A 16,626-nucleotide genomic window follows, 5' to 3' on the forward strand; every position below is an offset into this window, starting at 1 on the left:
GCGCCCGTGCGGTGACGGCGCGACAGATTCACCCGAGCGGCGCGCCTCTCTCGACCCGTGACAGACACAGACGACATGCGCGGGCCGTGGGCGCTCGCGCTCGGGATGGCCGCAATCGCCGCCGGCACCGTCGCCGTGAGCACGCTCCGACGACTCGCCCGGCGGCGGGACGACCCCGACGACTCCGACCGCGAGCGGGCGGGACCGCCCGGGTCGTAGCCCGCCCCGACCGCGCGGTACCCGCTGAGTTCTTATATCGCTGTGACGACTTGAGGGGGTAATGGACTGGCACGACGAACTATCCTGGTGGCAGACGGCGGTGGTCTACCAGATCTATCCGCGGAGCTTCAACGACTCTCGGGAGGACACGGAGAGTGCGCGCCGAACCGACGGTGAGGGGTCGGTGAGACACCCGGCGGGTCGCCCGCTCCCCGGAGACGGCGTCGGGGACATCCCCGGCATCGTCGAGCGACTCGACTACCTCGCGGACCTCGGGGTGGACGTGGTGTGGCTCAGCCCCGTCTACGACTCCCCGCAGGTCGACAACGGCTACGACGTGCGCGACTACCGGGCCATCGACGAGTCGTTCGGGACGCTCGCCGACATCGACCACCTCGTCGACGAACTCCACGCCCGCGGGATGCGTCTCGTGATGGACCTCGTCGTCAACCACACCTCCGACCAGCACGAGTGGTTCGAGGCGTCGCGCCGCGGCGAGGAACCCTACGACGACTACTACATCTGGCGCGAGGGACACGACGGCGGCCCGCCGAACAACTGGGAGGCGGTGTTCGGCGGGTCGGCGTGGTCCTACGACGAGACGCGCGGCGAGTACTACCTCTCGGTGTTCAGTTCCTCGCAACCGGACCTCAACTGGGCGAACTCGCGCGTGCGTAAAGAAGTCCACGACGTGGTCCGGTGGTGGCTCGACCGGGGCGTCGACGGCTTCCGCATGGACGTGGTGAACTTTATCTCGAAGACGCCGGGGCTGCCCGACGGCGACCCGGACGGGAACGTCGTCGGGAGCGAGCACTTCATCGACGGCCCGGAGGTGACCGCGTACCTCCGGGAACTCCACGACGCGGTCCTCTCGGAGTACGACGCGATGACCGTCGGCGAGATGCCCGGCGTCAGCGTCGAGGCGGCCCGCGCGTACCTCGAGGCCGGACTGGACATGGTGTTTCACTTCGACCACGTCAACGTCGGCGTCGGCAAGTCCGGCATCTGGGACGTCCCCGAGTGGGAACTGCCGGAACTGAAGTCGGTCATCGACGAGTGGCAGAGCGGCCTCGAGGAGTACTGGAACGCGCCCTATCTCGGCAACCACGACCAGCCACGCGCCGTCTCCCGGTTCGGCGACGAGTCGTTCCGGGAGGAGTCGGCCACGGCGCTCGCGACGCTCCTGTTGACCCTGCGCGGGACGCCGTTCGTCTATCAGGGCGACGAACTCGGGATGACGAACTACCCCTTCGGGACGCCCGAGGAGTTCCGCGACATCGAGACGCGCCAGTACGTCCAGGAGGCGTTGAGCGGCGGGGAGCGGACCTTCGAGGACATCGCGCCCGCCGTCCGGTTCTGGAGCCGCGACAACGCCCGGACCCCCATGCAGTGGACCGACGGCTCGAACGCCGGGTTCACGACGGGCGACCCGTGGCTCCCGGTCAACCCGAACCACGAGACGGTCAACGCCGAGGCCGAACGCGCCGACCCGGAGTCCGTCTGGCACTACTACAGGCGGGCCATCGCGCTCAGGAAGGCCCACCCGGGCCTCGCGGCGGGGGACTTCGACCACCTGATTCCCGACCACCCATCGGTGTTCGCCTACCGCCGCGACGGCGGGCGCTACCTCGTCGCCTGCAATCTCTCTGCGGAACCGGCGACGGTCGACCTGCCCTGGACGTGGGAGGGCGCGGACCGCCTCATCGGGAACTACCCCGCGGACGACGAGGGCGGCCCGACGCTCGCGCTCCGGCCCTACGAGGCCCGCGTGTACGGGGCGGGGGTCGACTGAGTCAGGTCGGACCCGCGCTCGCGCCGTCCTCGCCGACCCGGAGCCACGCGAACCCGTAGCCGTCGAGGTCGACGGTGGGCGACCCGTCGCCGCCGATGGCCGGGTCGCCGAGGAGCACCCGGAGCGATCCGCCGTCGGCGTCGGGCAGGTCGAGGCGGACCGTCCGCGGGTCGGCCCCGAGGTTGTGGACCACGACCACCGTCCGCCCCTCGTGGTCGAACCGGTGGGCGAACGTCGCCGGGTCGTCGGTGTCGAGCAGCGTGAGACGGCCCGACCCGACCGCGGGACAGGACTTCCGCACACCGACGAGTTCCTGGACGAACCGGAGCAGCGAGTCGGGGTCGGTCCACTGGTCTGCGGCGTTCACCCGGTCGGGACCGAACGCCCCGTCGACGACGGGCGCGACGAGCGACTCCGAACTCGCCGAGGAGAACCCGGCGTTCGGGCCGTCGGTCCACTGCATCGGCGTGCGAACCGCGCCCCGCCCCGGCACGTCGAGGGCCTCGCCCATCCCGAGTTCGTCGCCGTAGAGCACCAGCGGCGTCCCCGGCATCGAGAACACGAGGCTGAACGCCTGCTTCAGGCGGTCGCGGTCGCCGTCGAGCATGGGCGCGAGGCGGCGGCGGATGCCCCGCCCGTAGATGCGCATGTCCTCGTCGGGGGCGAAGCGGTCGAAGACGACGCGCTGGTCCTCCGGCGGGAGGCGACCGAGGTTGAGTTCGTCGTAGTTGCGCAGGAAGTTCGCCCACTGGCCGGCCTCGGTGGCCTCCGCGAGGTCCGTCAGGCACCGCTTCAGGGGGGTCGCCGTCTCGGTGGCCAGCGCGCCGAACAGGTGGGCGTTGAGGACGAAGTTGAGCAGAAGGTCCATCTCCTCGCCTGTCTCGGCCGCCGCGTCGGGGTCCGACGACCCGCCGTCGCCTTCGAGAACCGAACCGGGCAGGCGGTGCCCGCCGAAGTACGTGACGAGGTCCTCGGGGTCGTCGTCGGCCTCGGCGAGGAGGACCACCTCGCCGTTCGTCCGGGCGGCGTTCGCCCGCAGTTCGCGGAGGATGGCGTGCGGGTCGTCCATCTCGGGTTCGCCGGGGCGCTTCTGCTGGATCATCAGCGTCGCCGCGTCGATGCGGAAGCCGTCGACGCCGAGTTCCAGCCAGAAGTCCACGATCTTGTGTATCTCCTCTCGCACGTCCGGGTTCTGAAGGTCGAGGTCGGGCTGGAACGGGTAGAAGCGGTGGAAGTAGTAGGCGTCGGCGGCCTCGTCGTAGGTCCACACCCGGTCGTCCTCGACCTCGCCGGGGAACACCGACCCCCACTCGGGGGCCTCGCTCGGGTCGTCGGTCCAGACGTAGTAGTCGCGGTACTTCGAGTCGGGGGCCTCGCGGGCCCGCTGGAACCACGGGTGTTCGGTGGAGGTGTGGTTGACGACGAGGTCCACGATGACGCGGATGCCGCGCTCCTCGGCGGCCTGCAGGAACTCCACCACGTCGCCGAGCGTTCCCAACCGACTGTCCACGGCGTAGTAGTCCCGCACGTCGTAGCCGTTGTCGCGGTTCGGCGTGTCGTAGAACGGGAGCAACCAGAGGCAGTCGACCCCCAGTCGGTCGAGGTAGTCGAGTCGCTCGGTCAGTCCCTCGAAGTCGCCCACACCGTCGCCGTCGCTGTCCTGAAACGCCTCGACGTCGATGGCGTAGATGACCGCGTTCTCGAACCAGCGTGCGCCTCGGGAGACGGTCATTCGTTCGCCGATTCGCAGGGCGAGGACAAAAGTGACGATGCACGCACGCGAAAGTCGGACGGTCCGCCAGTCGGGTCGGTCGCCCCGACTCGGGCGGGGTCAATCGGGGTGCCTGACGATGTGGACGTCGTAGTGCGGGTCCTCGGAGACGGGCGACCCGACGCTCGTGACCGGTGAGGTGACCCGCCCAGCGTTCTCGCTGCCGACGAAGACGATGGAGACGTCGAGTTCGTGGGCCACCTGCCGAATGCGACGGCTGATGTCCATCGTCGTGGAGGCCATCGAACTGGTGTTCTCGGTGTGTTCGACCCGGACCGTCGCGTCGGGTGCCACCTCGCGCGCGCGGTCAGCGATGCGTTCGCCGACCGTCTCGGCGTCGAACGCTTCGTCCCCACGGAGCCACCCGCGTTCCTCGGCGAACTCGGCGTCGGGCGGGACGACGACGAGGACGACGACCTCCTCGCCGGTCAGTTCGCCGAACCGCGTCGCGCGGGCGACGGCGGTCCGCGAGAGGTCGGACCCGTCGAACGGAGCCAGGAGAACCATACCACCTCCACGGGACGCGCCGGCATAACTCCTGTCGGTGGAGCGAGCGGTCGGCCGCCTCAGAGCGACTCGGTCTCGTCGACGCTCTCCTCTACCTCCTCCAGGTCGCGTCCCTCGTTGGCCTCGCTCTTGCCCTCCGCCCTGCCCGTCAGTTCGCCGTAGAGGGCCTCGCGGACCTCCTCCGCACTGCCGAACTCGTCGCGACCCGTGTTGGTCATGCGGTCGAAGACGCTCCCCAGCGACTCCGTCTCGTTGGGCATGTCGAGTGGCTGGTCGGCGTACTCCTTGGCGAGTTCCTCGCTCCTGACGGGGTACTTCCGTCCGCCGAGGTCCTCCTCGACCGACTCCATGATGCGCTCGACGCTCTCGGCACGGTCGTGCTTTCGCTGCTCCGCACGGTCCTGGGCGCGGTCTCGGTCGGTCATTGTCGTACCCGGTGAGTAGACGCCTCGGACACAAAGGCGTGCGGGCCCGCCTGTGCAGGGTCGCCGGGTCAGTTCGTCGTGAGGATCTCGACGACGTCGCGGTGGTCGAGCGGGTGGTCCGCGCCGATCTGGCGCTTCGACCGGCAGTCGACGCCGTGCAGGAGGCCGTCGCCGATGTCCGAGTGCAGGAAGTACGCGAAGTCCTCGGTGGTCGCGTCGGGCGGCAGGAGGAAGCAGTCCCGGAGGACCTTCCCCTCGTCCGTGACGACGCCCTTCGCGCTCCCGGGGAAGATGGCCTTCACGCCGAGGACGTCGAAGAGGGCGCTCTCGAGGGCCGCCTGCACGCCCGTCCCCTCGAAGGCGGTGACGAAGTCGCGGATCTGTTCGAGGCCGCGCTTCTGGTCCATCGAGACGTCACCCACCACCTCGAAGTCCGACGCGCCGGGCGTGTAGTCGACGACGTCGTTCTCGGCGGCCTTCTTGAGTGCTCGCTCGGCGTGGGCGCTGACGGGGACGAACGTGAGGTGGTCGTAGTCGGGGTCGGCGGTTATCTCCTCGTAGTTGGCCTGCGCCTCGGGCGTGTCCATCTTGTTGGCCGCGATGACCATCGGCTTCGTGCGCTTTCGAATCTCGCGGGCGAGTTCGAGTTTCGCCGCCTCGTCCCACGCGTCGGGGTCCAGTTCCATCCCCATCGCGAGGATGACCTGCTTCATCTGGTCCTTGTTGATGCCGAAGGCGTCCATCTGTTCGGCCAACGACACCTCGATGTCCTTGTCGGTCCCGTGGTAGCCGTTGCGATAGCGCTCGATGCCTTTCTTCAGGACGCCGAGGTACCACTGGTCGAGTTCCTCCTCGAGGAAAGCGATGTCCTCGCGGGGGTCGTGGCCCTCGGTCGGTTCGCCCTCGATGTCGGTCTTCCCGGAGAAGTCGACGACGTGGACGAGGACGTCCGCCTCGTTGAGGTCGGTGAGAAACTGGTTGCCCAGTCCCTTCCCCTCGTGGGCACCGGGGATGAGGCCGGCGACGTCCACGAGTTTCGTGGGGACGAAGCGCGTCCCGTCGTCGCAGAACCCCGTCTCGGGGGTGCACGTCTCGCCGAACTCGGGGGCGGCACACTCCACGCGCACGTACGCCTCCCCGATGCTCGGGTCGATGGTGGTGAACGGGTAGGCCCCCTCGGGCACGTCGTTCATCGTCGCCGCGTTGAAGAAGGAGGACTTGCCCACGGATGGCTTGCCCACGAGACCGATCTTGTAGCTCATTGACCCTCGTCGGGAGTGGGGTCGCTAAGGGGTTGCGTCTCGGTCCGTAGTTGGCACGCGAACGCATGGCAGTCGCCTCGGCCACCCGTCGGCCCCCGAAGTGATGGGCCGCCCCCTCCTACCGCGGGCATGGACGTCTCGCACATCGACCACGTGAACCTCCGCATCCCGGCCGACGGCGTCGAGGAGGCGGTGACGTTCTACGTCGACATGCTCGGCTTCGAGACGGACCGGATGGACGCCTTCGAGTCCGGCGAGGAACCCTTCTTCTCGATTCGCCTCGCGCCCGACCACGTCGTCCACCTCTGGCCCACCGAGGAGTTCGACCCACCACAGGCGACGAACTACGACCACCTCGCACTCGTCGTGGAGGACGACGTCGACGGCATCGAGGCCGAACTGGAGGCGAGGGGCGTCGTGGTGCAGGAGCGACTCGACGCCCCCCTCGGCGCGACGGGCGAGGCACCCGCCGTCTACGTCCGCGACCCCTTCGGCTACCGCCTCGAACTGAAGGCCGGACGGGACACCTGAGAGTCTGCCACAGTTGTTCACCGAGAATCTATGTAGGACGCTCGCGAGCGGCGCGGAGGCCAGCGAAACCCGCCCCGTAGTCCTGAACTATCACGAACGTTGTAGGTACGTACGCAGTACCACGGTACACCTTACACGGTCGTTACACGGGGTGAGGACACGATTCTTCACGACAGGTGTGGTACCACGTCTCATTTCCTATCACTTAGAGAGAATATTTTTATACCCGGAACCCGAACTACAGAGTGAGACCGGAGACGGGTGCTCCCCGCGTTCGTCCCCGCTCGGTTCGCACGATGTCACGACGATTCACGCACTACGACGGCCGGTACGACCCACGAACACCCAGCGACACGTCCTCGCTCGTCGGGATGCTCGCGTTCGCCGCGCTCTTCCCCTTCCTCCTCTGGGCGGTCAGCCACCCCGCCGCCGCGGCGACAGTCGTCACCGTCGGCGCGGTGACGCTCCTGCTCGCCCGCTTCGGGACGGCCGCCGCCGTCCGGCGCCTTCGCGGTCGCTCGACGGCGTTCAAGCTCCCCGGCCTCGGCGCGCGCGTCGAGGTCAGCCTCTCGCCGAAGCTCAACCGATAGACCCGCACCGCGCGAGAACACACCGACTCCGGCCCGCCGCGGGCCGCGTCGTGACTCGACTCCCGACCACCCGACCGCGCTGCTTCTTCCCGGCGTCCGCACGACGCCCCGCCGACCTCAGACCAGTAGCCCGTCGAGCACCGCCCGTCCGGCGCGGTAGGCGTTCTCCGCGGCCGCCTCGATGGCGTACTCGCCGGTCTCTTCCGCGAGGCTCTCGCGTGGGGTCCGGTCGTCCAGCGGCCGGTCGTAGTTCGCCAGCGCCCGCACCGAGACGTACCGGTCGAGCAGGCCGACGCGGTCCAGCGCGACCGCGACGCCCGCCGACTCCATCTCTGTGATGCGGTAGGTCCCCGCGTCGTACGCCCCGACGAGCCACTCGACCTGGTCCGCGAGGGCCGCGCCGTGCCAGAACTCGTCGCCCGAGACGACGGTCCCCGACCCGACGACCGGCGGGTCGTCGCCCACCGTCCGGAGGTCCGTCCCCCGGACCGCCTCGACCGCCGCCGCGGCGCGGTCGCCGTCCAGCGGGTAGACGTAGTCGCGCTCGCGGAACGCCAAGAGTTCGACCGGTCGCTCGCCCCCGTGTTCGGGCAGGCGGTTCTTCCGGTCCCAGTCGACGACGCACTTGCCGACGGAGACGGACCCGAGCGGTCCCGCCGCAGGCGGACCACCCGCGATACCGGCGGAGAGGAACAGCGCGTCCGAGCACTCCACCCGGTCGGTCGCGAGCAGCGTGGCGACCGTCGTCGCCGCCTCCGCCTTCCCGATGCCCGTGGGAACGACGCCGACGCCCTCGTCCGTGTACCGCAGGGGGGCGACGAGTCCCGGCAGGTCGAGTTCGCCGGCGAAGGACACGCCGTCCAGCCACGGCTGGAGTTCGCTGAACCCGAGGACCTCGTGGAACGCGGGGAGGACGAGGGCGCGCAGGGTGAGCGGGCCGCCTCCGTCCCCGTCGGTCGCTTCCCCGCTCATCTCTCCACCACGTCGGGGAGGTCGGCCAGCCCCGACAGTTCGTGTGTGGGTTCGACGGAGAGGTCGTAGTCGGCGCGGTGTTCGCGCCACAGGAACGCCGAGTCGGTGCCGGCGGCGTGGGCGGCCACCACGTCGCCCTCGCTGTCGCCCACGTAGAGGGCGTCCTCGACCTCGACGCCGAGATCGGAGAGTGCCCGCTCGATGAAGTACGGTTCGGGCTTCTTGCGGCGGACGTCCTCGACCGTCGGCTGGCGGCCGTAGTACGTCTCGAAGTGCTCGCGGAGGTCGTAGTGGTCGAGGATGCACTCGATGGTCGCGTGCTGGTTCGAACTGACGATGCCCTTCGGCACGTCGAGCGCGAGGGCGGCGTCCACGTCGTCGTACAGCGGTTTCCGTCCGTCGAGCACCTCCGCCTGCTGGGCCTCGGTGTAGTTCGTATCGCGGCGGTGCCAGAACTCCTCGGGGTCGAGACCGTGCCGGGCACAGACCGCCTCCAGACCGTCGACGGTGACGTGCGAGAGAATCGCCCGCAGGTCGTCGTCGCTCGGGTCCACGCCGAAGGCGTCGAACGCGCCGTGGGCCGCGGCCCGGAGCACGTCCCAGTCGGTTATCTCGGTGAGGACCCCGTCGTTGTCGAAGACGACTGCCTCGTAACGCATGGGTGGACCTCGCTGCGAGACGCCGATGAGTCTACCGGACGACGGTTCCCCCGGTTGTGGCCTCGTCGCACTCGCGTTCGGGGCGTCGAGTGGACGCGGCCGTGTCGCTCGGCGGAAGAAGAGAAGCGTTCGCGGCGGCCTACTCGACCGTGTTCCGGAGGGTGCCGACGCCCTCGTAGGTTATCTCGATTTCGTCGCCCGACTCGACGAGTCCCGGGTTGGCGGGACTGCCGAAGGAGATGACGTCGCCGGGCCGGAAGGTGAACCGCTGGGAGAGGAAGGCGACGATCTCGCGGGGGGTGAAGAACATCTGGGCCGTCGTCGCCTCCTGACGGCGTTCGCCGTTGATGTCCGTCCACATGTCCATATCCGAGACGTCGGCGTCCGTCTCGACGTAGGGGCCGAGGGGGCCGGACCCGTCGAACGCCTTGCGGGCGGTGCGGCCCTCCTGGTCGAGGGCGTCGAGGTCGTTCATGATGGTGTAGCCGAGGAGGGCGTCGTCGACCTCGCTCTCGTCGAGTTCGTGGCACTCCTCGCCGACGACGACGGCGAGTTCGCCCGCGTAGGTGAGTTCGTCGGTCCACTCGGGGTACTCGATGGGCGCGCCGTGGGAGATGACCGACACCGGCGGCTTGATGAAGAAGTCCGGTTCGTCGGGCACGTCGTAGCCCATCTGTTCGACCTTCGCGCCGAAGTTGCGACCCACGCAGAACAGCGCCGAGGGCTCACAGGGCGCGAGCAGGTCGTACTCCCCCTGCTCGTATCGCTCCCCGTCGTCGGTGGTGACGCCGCCGTCGACGTACTCGCCGGTCTGCACGCCGTCGTCCGTCTCGATGCGCGCGAGTTTCATGCCCCTACCTCCCGCCGGCGGGCCGTATGCCTTGCGAGTCGGGACGGTGAGAAGACATATCTCCGTGCCAACGAATACCACCCACATGGAGTCGGACAAGCGCCACTACCCCTTCGAGGGCACGGAACCGCAGGTCCACGGCAACGCCCACGTCAGCCGCGAGTCCACGCTCGTCGGCGACGTGACGGTGGAGGCGAACGCGAGCGTCTGGCCGGGCGTCGTCCTCCGGGGCGACGTGGGACCGGTCGTCGTCGGCCGCGAGAGCCACATCGGGGACAACGCGACCATCCACGCCTCCCACCTCGGCGAACGGGTGATGGTCGGCCACGGCGCGGTGCTGAACGAAGCCACCGTCGAGGACGGTGCGCTGATCGGGTTCAACGCCGCCATCAGCGAGGCCACCGTCGGCCGGGGGAGCATCGTCGCCATGGGGACGAACGTCCTCCCCGGCATGGACATCCCACCGAAGTCGTTCGTGTTCGGGACCCCCGCCCAGTACGTCCCGCTCTCGGAGTCGACGGTCAACACCGAGGGCGTCTTCGAGTCGTACTCCTCCGGGGAGTACACCAACCTCGCGGCGCGCCACGAGGCGCTGTTCGACTAGTCGACCCCCCCGACTACGACAGTTCCTCGATCACGTCCGGCGAGTCGTTCGCCGGGTTGTTCACCGCCTTCGAGACCGGATACGCGCGGAACTCCTCGTCGGTGGGCATCCCCACCGCCTCGACGTCCGCGCCGTCCAGCCACGCCGCCTCGTCCTCGGGGGCGAGCACTAGCGCCTGCCGGTGGTGGTACTGCGCCATGAACGGCGTCGGCTCCCGGGTGACGATGGTGAACGTCTCGATAGCCTCCGTCTCCCGGTCCGGACCCCCCTCGCCGCCGAACTCCCCCAGTCCGGTCTGCTTCTGTTTCGGCTTCCAGTTCTGGTAGAGACCGGCCAGCGCGAACGGTTCCTCGTCTCGCCGGGTGATGCGGTAGGGCTGTTTCCCCGCGTCACCCTGTTTCCACTCGTAGATGCCGTCCGCGGGCACCAGACAGCGCCGCTCCCGGTATGCTTCGCGGAACGCGGGCTTCTCGGCCAGCGTCTCCGCCCGGGCGTTGATGAACCCGTCGCCCAGTTCGTCGGCCCACGAGGGGAGCAGGCCCCACCGGGACTCGGTGATGGACTCGCGGGAGACGTCACGGACGACGGGGAGCGACTGGCGCGGCGCGGCGTTGTAGCGCGGGCGGTACTCGACGGTCAGGTCGGCGTCGAACCGTTCCTCTAGCTCGTCGGGCGGGACGAAGAGACTGTAGCGGCCACACATACCCGAGCTACACCCCGCAGGGGTAAGAACCGTCGCCCGGCACCGGACTACAGGGGGCGCTCCTCGCGTTCGGCGCGGACGACGATGGTGTCCGCCACCCGGTCGCCCAGTCGCTGGCGCTGGGTGGTCCGTGGCAGCGAGAGGAGGCCGACGCCGAGGACGTCGGCGAGACGGAGCAGTTCGCGGACGGCCGCCGCCCGGTAGGTCGGTGCGTCCCCGCGGGAGTCCACGACGACGACACCCGCGAGGTACTTCCCGAGCGTCTGTCCCCACGTCCCGACGAGCGCGACGGCGTACGACATCCAGACGACGGGCGCGAACAGGAGTGCCGGCGGGAGGCCGACGTCCGCGAGTTCCACCGCGTCGAACGGGCCCGCGAGCGTCGCGAGCGCGACGCTACAGAGGCCGACGACGACGGCGTCGATGCCGACTGCGAGGGTGCGCTGGCCGACGACGTCGCTCGCCGCCAGGTCCGGCGCGACCCGACTGAACTCCACCATAGTACGTGAGACGCGAGGGTACGGGTAAAAACCCGTCGTCTATCGAGATAGTCTTCAGCCGATACCATCACCCCGTCGAGACACAACGATTAACACACGAATGTCCGAACGCGGTGTATGCTCGACGACATCACGGCGCTGGTGACGGGTGCGAGTCAGGGAATCGGCCGCGAGATAGCCCGGACGTTCGCCGACCGGGGCGCGAACGTCGTACTGGCGGCGCGAAGCGAGGCGAACCTGCGCGAGACGGCCGAGCCGATGCCCGAGGAGCGAACGCTGGTCGTCCCGACGGACGTGACCGACGAGGCGCGCGTCAAGGCGGCGGTCGAGGCCTGTGTGGACGCGTTCGGCGGACTGGACTGCCTCGTCAACAACGCGGGCATCGCGGGACCCACCGCACCCCACGAGGAGGTGTCCGCCGAGGAGTGGCAGACCGTCCAGAACGTGAACGTCCTCGGGTCGTTCCTCTGTGCGAAGCACGCCTCGCCGCACCTGCGCGAGAGCGTCCGGGGGAGCATCGTGAACGTCTCGTCCATCGGCGGGAAGAAGCCCTACCCCCTGCGGACGCCCTACGCCGCCTCGAAGATGGCGCTCATCGGTCTGTCGCGGGCGCTGGCGTTCGAACTCGGCGAGGACGAGGTGACCGTCAACACCGTCTGTCCCGGTCCCGTGACCGGTGACCGCATCGAACGCGTCTTCGAGGCGCGCGCGGAGGCGACCGGCGTGAGTTACGAACAGGCGAAACGCGACCTCGTCCTCGACGACCTGCCCCTCGACGAGATCGTGCCCGTCGAGGAGGTGGTCGAACAGGTCGCCTACCTCGCGGGGCCGAACGCGCGCCACGTCACCGCACAGGACGTCAACGTCGACTCGGGGGCGACCTGGTACTGAGGCGAGGTCGAACCCGACGACTGCGGGGCCACACACTGACGGGCCCGGGGGGCGAAGCGGGCGTATGAGCACGACAGTCCCCGTCGACGAGTGGGACCGGATGACGACGGAACTCCGGACGTTCGCGGGGGAGGAGGGGCGCATCGAGGAGTCCGATGACGGTATCCGCGTCGACTTCGGGTCGGCGCACGTCTCCCTCGGGCGCGACGGGCGCGTCGAGACGGGGATGCCCCTCCACGACTTCGCCACCGCCGACGCCGTCGCCGTCGAGTTCGACCACAACGCGGGCGTCTTCCACGTCCGCGGTGAACACACCACCTACCGATTCGAGCGGCCCTGAGCGGCCCCCTGAACGCCCGGGAGCGCCCGCGACTTTAAATCGGATGGCGCGCAACGTGAACCCGTGACGCGGGAGCCATCGTTCGACATCCCGACCCGCCCGGAGCGCCGGTACTCGCGGACGACCGTCGAGTACGATGGGTCGGTGGTGTTCTCGCTCGTCCCTCGGGGCCGGAAGGACGCCCCCGCGGACGGGGAGGTCGACCGCCTCCTCGGGCGGGTGCTGGAGGAGGGCCCGTACCGCTACGGCGACTGGTTCGACCTCCCGATGCCGCTGTACCTCGTCCACGACGACGACACGGGCGATACGTTCCGGGTGGCGGTCCGCGACGGCACCGTCGAACTGCACGTCCTGCCGGAGACGGAGTCGGCGGGGTTGCGAGCGCTGTACGACCGCCTCGTGGCCGCGAGCGACGACCAGTGGGCAGTCGACTGTCGCACCGGCGAGTGATGGGTCGGTCGGAACCGATTAGCACCGGGGCCGCAATCGGTCGGTATGACACACTCACGCGTGGTCGAACTGGAGGGCCACATCATCGACTCCGGGATGCTCGGCCGGTGTATGGGCATCGTCATGGACATGGACGGCCTGTTCGAAGTCGAGGAGTTCGACGTGGGCCGCTCGAACACCGAGGAGTCCTACGCCCGGATGACCGTGACGGCGGACACCGAGGCCGAACTCCAGGCCATCGTCCACGAACTCCACCAGAGCGGCGCGAACCCCGTCGACCCCCTCGACGCGACGCTCACCGCCGCCCCCGCAGACCGGGTCGTCCCCGAGGGGTTCTACTCCACGACGAACCACCCCACGCAGGTCCGCTTCGAGGGCGAGTGGGTCGAGGTCGAACACATGGAGATGGACTGCGCGGTGGTCGTCGACCCGAACGCCGAGGGCGGTCCGCGCGCCTACACGAAGGTGCTCAACGCCATCGAGGAGGGCGACCGCGTCGTGACGGGCGAGGCGGGCATCCGCGTCCAGCCACCCGAGCGCCCCCGGGGGACGGAGGGCACCTTCGGGTTCATGCAGGGTGGCGTCTCCTCCGAGCGCCCCTCCGAGACGACGATCAAGCAGATCGCGGAGGCGATGCGGGCGGTCAACGATGCCGGGGGGACCGTCCTCGTCGTCGCCGGCCCGGCGCTCATCCACTCGGGGGCGCGCGAGGACCTCGCCCGACTGGTCCGCGAGGGGTTCGTCCACGCCATCTCGGCGGGCAACGGCTTCGCGGTCCACGACCTCGAGCGCGACCTGTTCGGCACCTCCCTCGGCGTGAACACGGAGACGCTCGACCACGCCCGGAAAGGCCACAAACACCACATCTACACCATCAGCGAGATCATCAAGGCGGGGTCCATCCCCGACGCCGTCGAGTCGGGACTCGTCGACTCGGGCGTGATGTACGAGTGTGTCACCAACGACGTCCCCTACGTCCTCGCGGGGTCCATCCGCGACGACGGCCCGCTTCCGGACACCATCACTGACGCCGTCGAGGCGCAGAACGCCATCCGCGAGCAGGCCCACGAGGCGGACATGGTGCTCATGCTCTCGACGCTGTTGCACTCCGTGGCGGTCGGCAACTGCCTCCCCTCGACGACGCGGGTCGTCTGCGTCGACATCAACCCCGCGACGGTCACGCAACTCCTCGACCGGGGGAGCGCGCAGGCGGTCGGGATGGTGACCGACGTGGGGACGTTCGTCCCGATGCTCGCCGACTACGTCCTCGAGTCGGCGGACTCGACTGACTCGACCGACCCCGAGTCGACGGCCGGGGTGGAGTCGGACTCGACGGCCTCGCGGTAGCAGACGAGGTCCTGTCTGGCGCGCCGGACGGCGACGTTGGCGGTCCCCGTGACCGCCGATTCGACGGTCGCCAGTCGCTCGTGGAGGCGGGCCGCGCGCTCGCGCGAGGGTGTGTGCGTCATGTCCTCGAGTTCGCTGGTGACGAACCCGAGCGTGGAGCGCAAGCCGGGGTCGGCGACCGAGGCGTCGGCCGTGGCGAGGCGGTCGCTGGCCCTGAGGAGGTGGCGAGCGGGGTCGGACGAGTCGGCAGACCGGTCGGGAGACGGCACCATACCCAACGTGGCGACCCGCTTGCAGTTAGGTACGCGGCCCCTACTGGGCCTGCCCGTCGGTTAGGGGGACGGCAACCACGGGACGCTCGCTGCTCAGGAGGATGTCCTGTGCGTTGCTCCCGAAGATGATCTTCCCCGTGGGGTTGCGCCGCCGGATCCCGATGACGATCTCGTCGGCGTCGTACTCCTCGGCGGCCGCGAGGATGTCCTCGGCGGGGTCGTTGCCGCGGACGAACTGGTGGGCCTCAACGGGGACCGGCAGGCCTTCCGCCAGCACCTCGATGGCCTTACTCCCGCCGCGAATCTCGTCGCTGCTCGTCTCGTCGCCGCCCTCCTGTGAGTTGACGACGTACACCGAGTCGCCGTCGGTGATACGCCCCTGCAGGTAGTCGAGGATTCGCTCGCTGGTGTCCGCGTTCTTAGTGCCTACGACGAAGGTGACCATGCGTGGTACCACACCCTCATCCGTGATAAACGTCCCTGCGTACGGGACGCACAGACGGGTCCGGGGTCGACCCCGAGTCGCCGAATTCGGGGCTCCGACCCCCGACAGCTAACTTCCCCTCCGCGCCACTGCGTGTATGGATACCAAGAAGTTCCTCTTCGCGTCGCTGGACGCCGCCCTCATCGGCGACATCGCGTGGCAGGTCCACCGGGAGGGCCACGACGTGAAGTACTACGTCGAGGCCGAGTCCGATCGGGAGATAGCGGACGGGTTCGTCCCGAAGACCGACGACTGGCGCGCCGAGGTGGAGTGGGCCGACGTGGTCGTCTTCGACGACATCTGGGTCGGCACGGACGTCGGGACGGGAGAACTGGCACAGGACCTCCGCGAGGAAGGTCACGCCGTCATCGGGGGCACCCCGGACACCGACCGACTGGAGGACGACCGCGGGTACGCGATGGAGGTGCTCGACGAACACGGTGTCAAGACGCTTCCCCACCGGGAGTTCACGGACTTCGACGCGGGTATCGCCCACGTTCAGGAGCACCCCGCGCCGTACGTCGTCAAACCGCTCGGCGAGGTCCAGAACGTCAAGCGCCTCGTCTACGTCGGCCGCGAGGACGACGGCAGCGACGTAGTCGACGTGCTCCGCGCGTACAAGAAGGCGTGGGGCCACCGGATGAAAGGCTTCCAGCTCCAGCGGCGCGTCGAGGGCGTCGAGGTGGCCGTCTGCGGGTTCTTCGACGGCGAGGGGTTCGTCGACCCCATCAACTTCAACTTCGAGCACAAGAAGCTCTTCCCGGGCAACATCGGCCCCTCGACGGGCGAGATGGGGACGGCGATGTTCTGGGCGGGGCGCAACCGCCTGTTCGAACGGACCCTCGGGCGACTGGAGGGGTGGCTCGCCGACCAGGGCTACGTCGGGAGCATCGACCTGAACTGCATCGTGAACGCCCGCGGGGTCTACCCGCTGGAGTTCACCCCGCGCTTCGGCTACCCGACCATCACCCTACAGGAGGAGTCCTTCGAGTCGCCGACCGGCGAGTTCCTCTACCGACTGGCCCACGGCGAGGAGACCGACCTGCGGGTCCACGGCGGCTATCAGGTCGGCGTCCGAGTCTGCCTCCCGCCGTTCCCCTTCAGCGACCCGCAGACGTTCGACGAGAACTCGCGGAACGCGGCTATCGTCTTCGAGGGCGACTGCGAGGGCGTCCACATCGAGGACACGAAGAACGTCGACGGGCAGTGGCGCGTCGCCGGCGAGTCCGGCGTCGCCCTCGTCGTCACGGGGATGGGCGAGACGATGACGGCGGCCCGCGAACGGGCGTACGACCGTATCGAGGACGTCATCGTCCCGAACATGTACTACCGCGACGACATCGGCGAGCGCTGGGTCGAGGGGGAGGGCGACCGCCTGCAGGCGTGGGGCTACCTCGGGCCCTGAGCCGACCTTGCGTGGGCCCGACGCCTCGTCGGAGCGATAGCGTGGCAGGCGG

At 69.1% G+C, this 16,626-nt stretch carries 21 protein-coding genes; 10 read left to right on the forward strand and 11 right to left on the reverse strand.

The annotated features are described in order from the left end of the window. Nucleotides 1–57 precede the first annotated feature (57 nt). A complete protein-coding gene (locus tag NKG96_RS14145) occupies nt 58–219 on the forward strand; it encodes a hypothetical protein (RefSeq protein WP_254535631.1) in 162 nt (53 codons plus the stop codon). Nucleotides 220–280: 61 nt separating this feature from the next. Beyond that, nucleotides 281–2,011, forward strand: coding sequence for a glycoside hydrolase family 13 protein (locus tag NKG96_RS14150; RefSeq protein WP_254535633.1), 1,731 nt, complete (start codon nt 281–283; stop codon nt 2,009–2,011). A 1-nt stretch (nt 2,012) separates the two neighbouring features. On the opposite strand, the gene NKG96_RS14155 is transcribed toward NKG96_RS14150, so the two are convergent. The 4 genes from NKG96_RS14155 to NKG96_RS14170 form a co-directional block, all read right to left on the reverse strand. Continuing rightward, entirely contained in the window at nt 2,013–3,743 is a 1,731-nt protein-coding gene (locus NKG96_RS14155) for an alpha-amylase family protein (protein WP_254535635.1), read from the reverse strand. 99 nt (nt 3,744–3,842) lie between these two features. Beyond that, nucleotides 3,843–4,289 (reverse strand): universal stress protein, encoded by a 447-nt coding sequence (locus NKG96_RS14160; RefSeq protein WP_254535637.1) that lies wholly within the window; start codon nt 4,287–4,289, stop codon nt 3,843–3,845. 59 nt (nt 4,290–4,348) lie between these two features. After that, the gene (locus NKG96_RS14165; protein WP_254535639.1) at nt 4,349–4,714 is read right to left on the reverse strand and encodes a DUF5789 family protein; all 366 of its coding nucleotides are present in this window, start codon (nt 4,712–4,714) and stop codon (nt 4,349–4,351) included. Nucleotides 4,715–4,782: 68 nt separating this feature from the next. Further along, complete coding sequence (locus NKG96_RS14170; protein WP_254535641.1) at nt 4,783–5,976, reverse strand: redox-regulated ATPase YchF; 1,194 nt, start codon at nt 5,974–5,976, stop codon at nt 4,783–4,785. 129 nt (nt 5,977–6,105) lie between these two features. Between NKG96_RS14170 and NKG96_RS14175 the strand changes: the two genes are divergently transcribed. Both NKG96_RS14175 and NKG96_RS14180 read left to right on the forward strand, forming a co-directional pair. After that, complete coding sequence (locus NKG96_RS14175) at nt 6,106–6,507, forward strand: VOC family protein (RefSeq protein WP_254535643.1); 402 nt, start codon at nt 6,106–6,108, stop codon at nt 6,505–6,507. A 296-nt stretch (nt 6,508–6,803) separates the two neighbouring features. Then, nucleotides 6,804–7,097, forward strand: coding sequence for a hypothetical protein (locus NKG96_RS14180; RefSeq protein WP_254535645.1), 294 nt, complete (start codon nt 6,804–6,806; stop codon nt 7,095–7,097). A 117-nt stretch (nt 7,098–7,214) separates the two neighbouring features. On the opposite strand, the gene NKG96_RS14185 is transcribed toward NKG96_RS14180, so the two are convergent. The 3 genes from NKG96_RS14185 to NKG96_RS14195 all read right to left on the reverse strand — a co-directional run bounded on the left by NKG96_RS14185 (nt 7,215) and on the right by NKG96_RS14195 (nt 9,578). Further along, on the reverse strand, nt 7,215–8,069 hold the full coding sequence (locus NKG96_RS14185) for a phosphorylase family protein (RefSeq protein ID WP_254535646.1): 855 nt from the start codon (nt 8,067–8,069) through the stop codon (nt 7,215–7,217). Continuing rightward, entirely contained in the window at nt 8,066–8,728 is a 663-nt protein-coding gene (locus tag NKG96_RS14190; RefSeq protein WP_254535647.1) for an HAD family hydrolase, read from the reverse strand. Before NKG96_RS14190 ends, NKG96_RS14185 begins: the two co-directional genes overlap by 4 nt. 139 nt (nt 8,729–8,867) lie before the next feature. Continuing rightward, the gene (locus NKG96_RS14195) at nt 8,868–9,578 is read right to left on the reverse strand and encodes a fumarylacetoacetate hydrolase family protein (RefSeq protein WP_254535649.1); all 711 of its coding nucleotides are present in this window, start codon (nt 9,576–9,578) and stop codon (nt 8,868–8,870) included. Between the two features lie 85 nt (nt 9,579–9,663). Here NKG96_RS14195 and NKG96_RS14200 point away from each other — a divergent pair, with 85 nt between their 5' ends. Then, nucleotides 9,664–10,182, forward strand: a complete 519-nt coding sequence (locus tag NKG96_RS14200; protein WP_254535651.1) for a gamma carbonic anhydrase family protein — start codon at nt 9,664–9,666, stop codon at nt 10,180–10,182. A 13-nt stretch (nt 10,183–10,195) separates the two neighbouring features. Here NKG96_RS14200 and NKG96_RS14205 read toward each other — a convergent pair whose 3' ends face one another. Both NKG96_RS14205 and NKG96_RS14210 read right to left on the reverse strand, forming a co-directional pair. Then, entirely contained in the window at nt 10,196–10,885 is a 690-nt protein-coding gene (locus NKG96_RS14205; protein WP_254535653.1) for an SOS response-associated peptidase, read from the reverse strand. A 47-nt stretch (nt 10,886–10,932) separates the two neighbouring features. Next, the gene (locus NKG96_RS14210; RefSeq protein WP_254535654.1) at nt 10,933–11,385 is read right to left on the reverse strand and encodes an RDD family protein; all 453 of its coding nucleotides are present in this window, start codon (nt 11,383–11,385) and stop codon (nt 10,933–10,935) included. A 117-nt stretch (nt 11,386–11,502) separates the two neighbouring features. Here NKG96_RS14210 and NKG96_RS14215 point away from each other — a divergent pair, with 117 nt between their 5' ends. The 4 genes from NKG96_RS14215 to NKG96_RS14230 all read left to right on the forward strand — a co-directional run bounded on the left by NKG96_RS14215 (nt 11,503) and on the right by NKG96_RS14230 (nt 14,413). Next, on the forward strand, nt 11,503–12,276 hold the full coding sequence (locus NKG96_RS14215; protein ID WP_254535656.1) for an SDR family NAD(P)-dependent oxidoreductase: 774 nt from the start codon (nt 11,503–11,505) through the stop codon (nt 12,274–12,276). 64 nt (nt 12,277–12,340) lie between these two features. Beyond that, a complete protein-coding gene (locus tag NKG96_RS14220; RefSeq protein WP_254535659.1) occupies nt 12,341–12,616 on the forward strand; it encodes a hypothetical protein in 276 nt (91 codons plus the stop codon). 63 nt (nt 12,617–12,679) lie between these two features. Then, nucleotides 12,680–13,066 carry a hypothetical protein gene (locus NKG96_RS14225; protein WP_254535661.1) on the forward strand — a complete coding sequence of 129 codons (387 nt, stop codon included), beginning with the start codon at nt 12,680–12,682 and terminating at the stop codon, nt 13,064–13,066. A 45-nt stretch (nt 13,067–13,111) separates the two neighbouring features. Further along, nucleotides 13,112–14,413 (forward strand): ornithine cyclodeaminase, nickel-pincer nucleotide-dependent, encoded by a 1,302-nt coding sequence (locus NKG96_RS14230; RefSeq protein ID WP_254535663.1) that lies wholly within the window; start codon nt 13,112–13,114, stop codon nt 14,411–14,413. Here the strand turns inward: NKG96_RS14230 and NKG96_RS14235 are convergent. Next, a complete protein-coding gene (locus tag NKG96_RS14235) occupies nt 14,326–14,685 on the reverse strand; it encodes a DUF7553 family protein (protein ID WP_254535664.1) in 360 nt (119 codons plus the stop codon). The two genes, NKG96_RS14230 and NKG96_RS14235, sit on opposite strands and share 88 nt — an antisense overlap. 40 nt (nt 14,686–14,725) lie before the next feature. Next, nucleotides 14,726–15,130, reverse strand: coding sequence for a universal stress protein (locus NKG96_RS14240; protein WP_254535666.1), 405 nt, complete (start codon nt 15,128–15,130; stop codon nt 14,726–14,728). Nucleotides 15,131–15,266: 136 nt separating this feature from the next. On the opposite strand from NKG96_RS14240, the gene NKG96_RS14245 reads away from it, so the two are divergent. Continuing rightward, on the forward strand, nt 15,267–16,574 hold the full coding sequence (locus NKG96_RS14245) for a phosphoribosylglycinamide synthetase C domain-containing protein (protein ID WP_254535668.1): 1,308 nt from the start codon (nt 15,267–15,269) through the stop codon (nt 16,572–16,574). Nucleotides 16,575–16,626 lie beyond the last annotated feature (52 nt).

Origin of the sequence: Halomarina litorea (assembly GCF_024227715.1) — an archaeon.
GTDB lineage: Archaea > Halobacteriota > Halobacteria > Halobacteriales > Haloarculaceae > Halomarina > Halomarina litorea.

What these genes read in the sequence shown, in the direction of transcription:
- NKG96_RS14150 (WP_254535633.1), top strand. Translation starts at nt 281, where the DNA reads ATGGACTGGCACGACGAACTATCCTGGTGGCAGACGGCGGTGGTCTAC.
- NKG96_RS14155 (WP_254535635.1), bottom strand. Translation starts at nt 3,743, where the DNA reads ATGACCGTCTCCCGAGGCGCACGCTGGTTCGAGAACGCGGTCATCTAC.
- NKG96_RS14160 (WP_254535637.1), bottom strand. Translation starts at nt 4,289, where the DNA reads ATGGTTCTCCTGGCTCCGTTCGACGGGTCCGACCTCTCGCGGACCGCC.
- NKG96_RS14165 (WP_254535639.1), bottom strand. Translation starts at nt 4,714, where the DNA reads ATGACCGACCGAGACCGCGCCCAGGACCGTGCGGAGCAGCGAAAGCAC.
- NKG96_RS14170 (WP_254535641.1), bottom strand. Translation starts at nt 5,976, where the DNA reads ATGAGCTACAAGATCGGTCTCGTGGGCAAGCCATCCGTGGGCAAGTCC.
- NKG96_RS14175 (WP_254535643.1), top strand. Translation starts at nt 6,106, where the DNA reads ATGGACGTCTCGCACATCGACCACGTGAACCTCCGCATCCCGGCCGAC.
- NKG96_RS14180 (WP_254535645.1), top strand. Translation starts at nt 6,804, where the DNA reads ATGTCACGACGATTCACGCACTACGACGGCCGGTACGACCCACGAACA.
- NKG96_RS14185 (WP_254535646.1), bottom strand. Translation starts at nt 8,069, where the DNA reads ATGAGCGGGGAAGCGACCGACGGGGACGGAGGCGGCCCGCTCACCCTG.
- NKG96_RS14190 (WP_254535647.1), bottom strand. Translation starts at nt 8,728, where the DNA reads ATGCGTTACGAGGCAGTCGTCTTCGACAACGACGGGGTCCTCACCGAG.
- NKG96_RS14195 (WP_254535649.1), bottom strand. Translation starts at nt 9,578, where the DNA reads ATGAAACTCGCGCGCATCGAGACGGACGACGGCGTGCAGACCGGCGAG.
- NKG96_RS14200 (WP_254535651.1), top strand. Translation starts at nt 9,664, where the DNA reads ATGGAGTCGGACAAGCGCCACTACCCCTTCGAGGGCACGGAACCGCAG.
- NKG96_RS14205 (WP_254535653.1), bottom strand. Translation starts at nt 10,885, where the DNA reads ATGTGTGGCCGCTACAGTCTCTTCGTCCCGCCCGACGAGCTAGAGGAA.
- NKG96_RS14210 (WP_254535654.1), bottom strand. Translation starts at nt 11,385, where the DNA reads ATGGTGGAGTTCAGTCGGGTCGCGCCGGACCTGGCGGCGAGCGACGTC.
- NKG96_RS14215 (WP_254535656.1), top strand. Translation starts at nt 11,503, where the DNA reads ATGCTCGACGACATCACGGCGCTGGTGACGGGTGCGAGTCAGGGAATC.
- NKG96_RS14220 (WP_254535659.1), top strand. Translation starts at nt 12,341, where the DNA reads ATGAGCACGACAGTCCCCGTCGACGAGTGGGACCGGATGACGACGGAA.
- NKG96_RS14230 (WP_254535663.1), top strand. Translation starts at nt 13,112, where the DNA reads ATGACACACTCACGCGTGGTCGAACTGGAGGGCCACATCATCGACTCC.
- NKG96_RS14235 (WP_254535664.1), bottom strand. Translation starts at nt 14,685, where the DNA reads ATGGTGCCGTCTCCCGACCGGTCTGCCGACTCGTCCGACCCCGCTCGC.
- NKG96_RS14240 (WP_254535666.1), bottom strand. Translation starts at nt 15,130, where the DNA reads ATGGTCACCTTCGTCGTAGGCACTAAGAACGCGGACACCAGCGAGCGA.
- NKG96_RS14245 (WP_254535668.1), top strand. Translation starts at nt 15,267, where the DNA reads ATGGATACCAAGAAGTTCCTCTTCGCGTCGCTGGACGCCGCCCTCATC.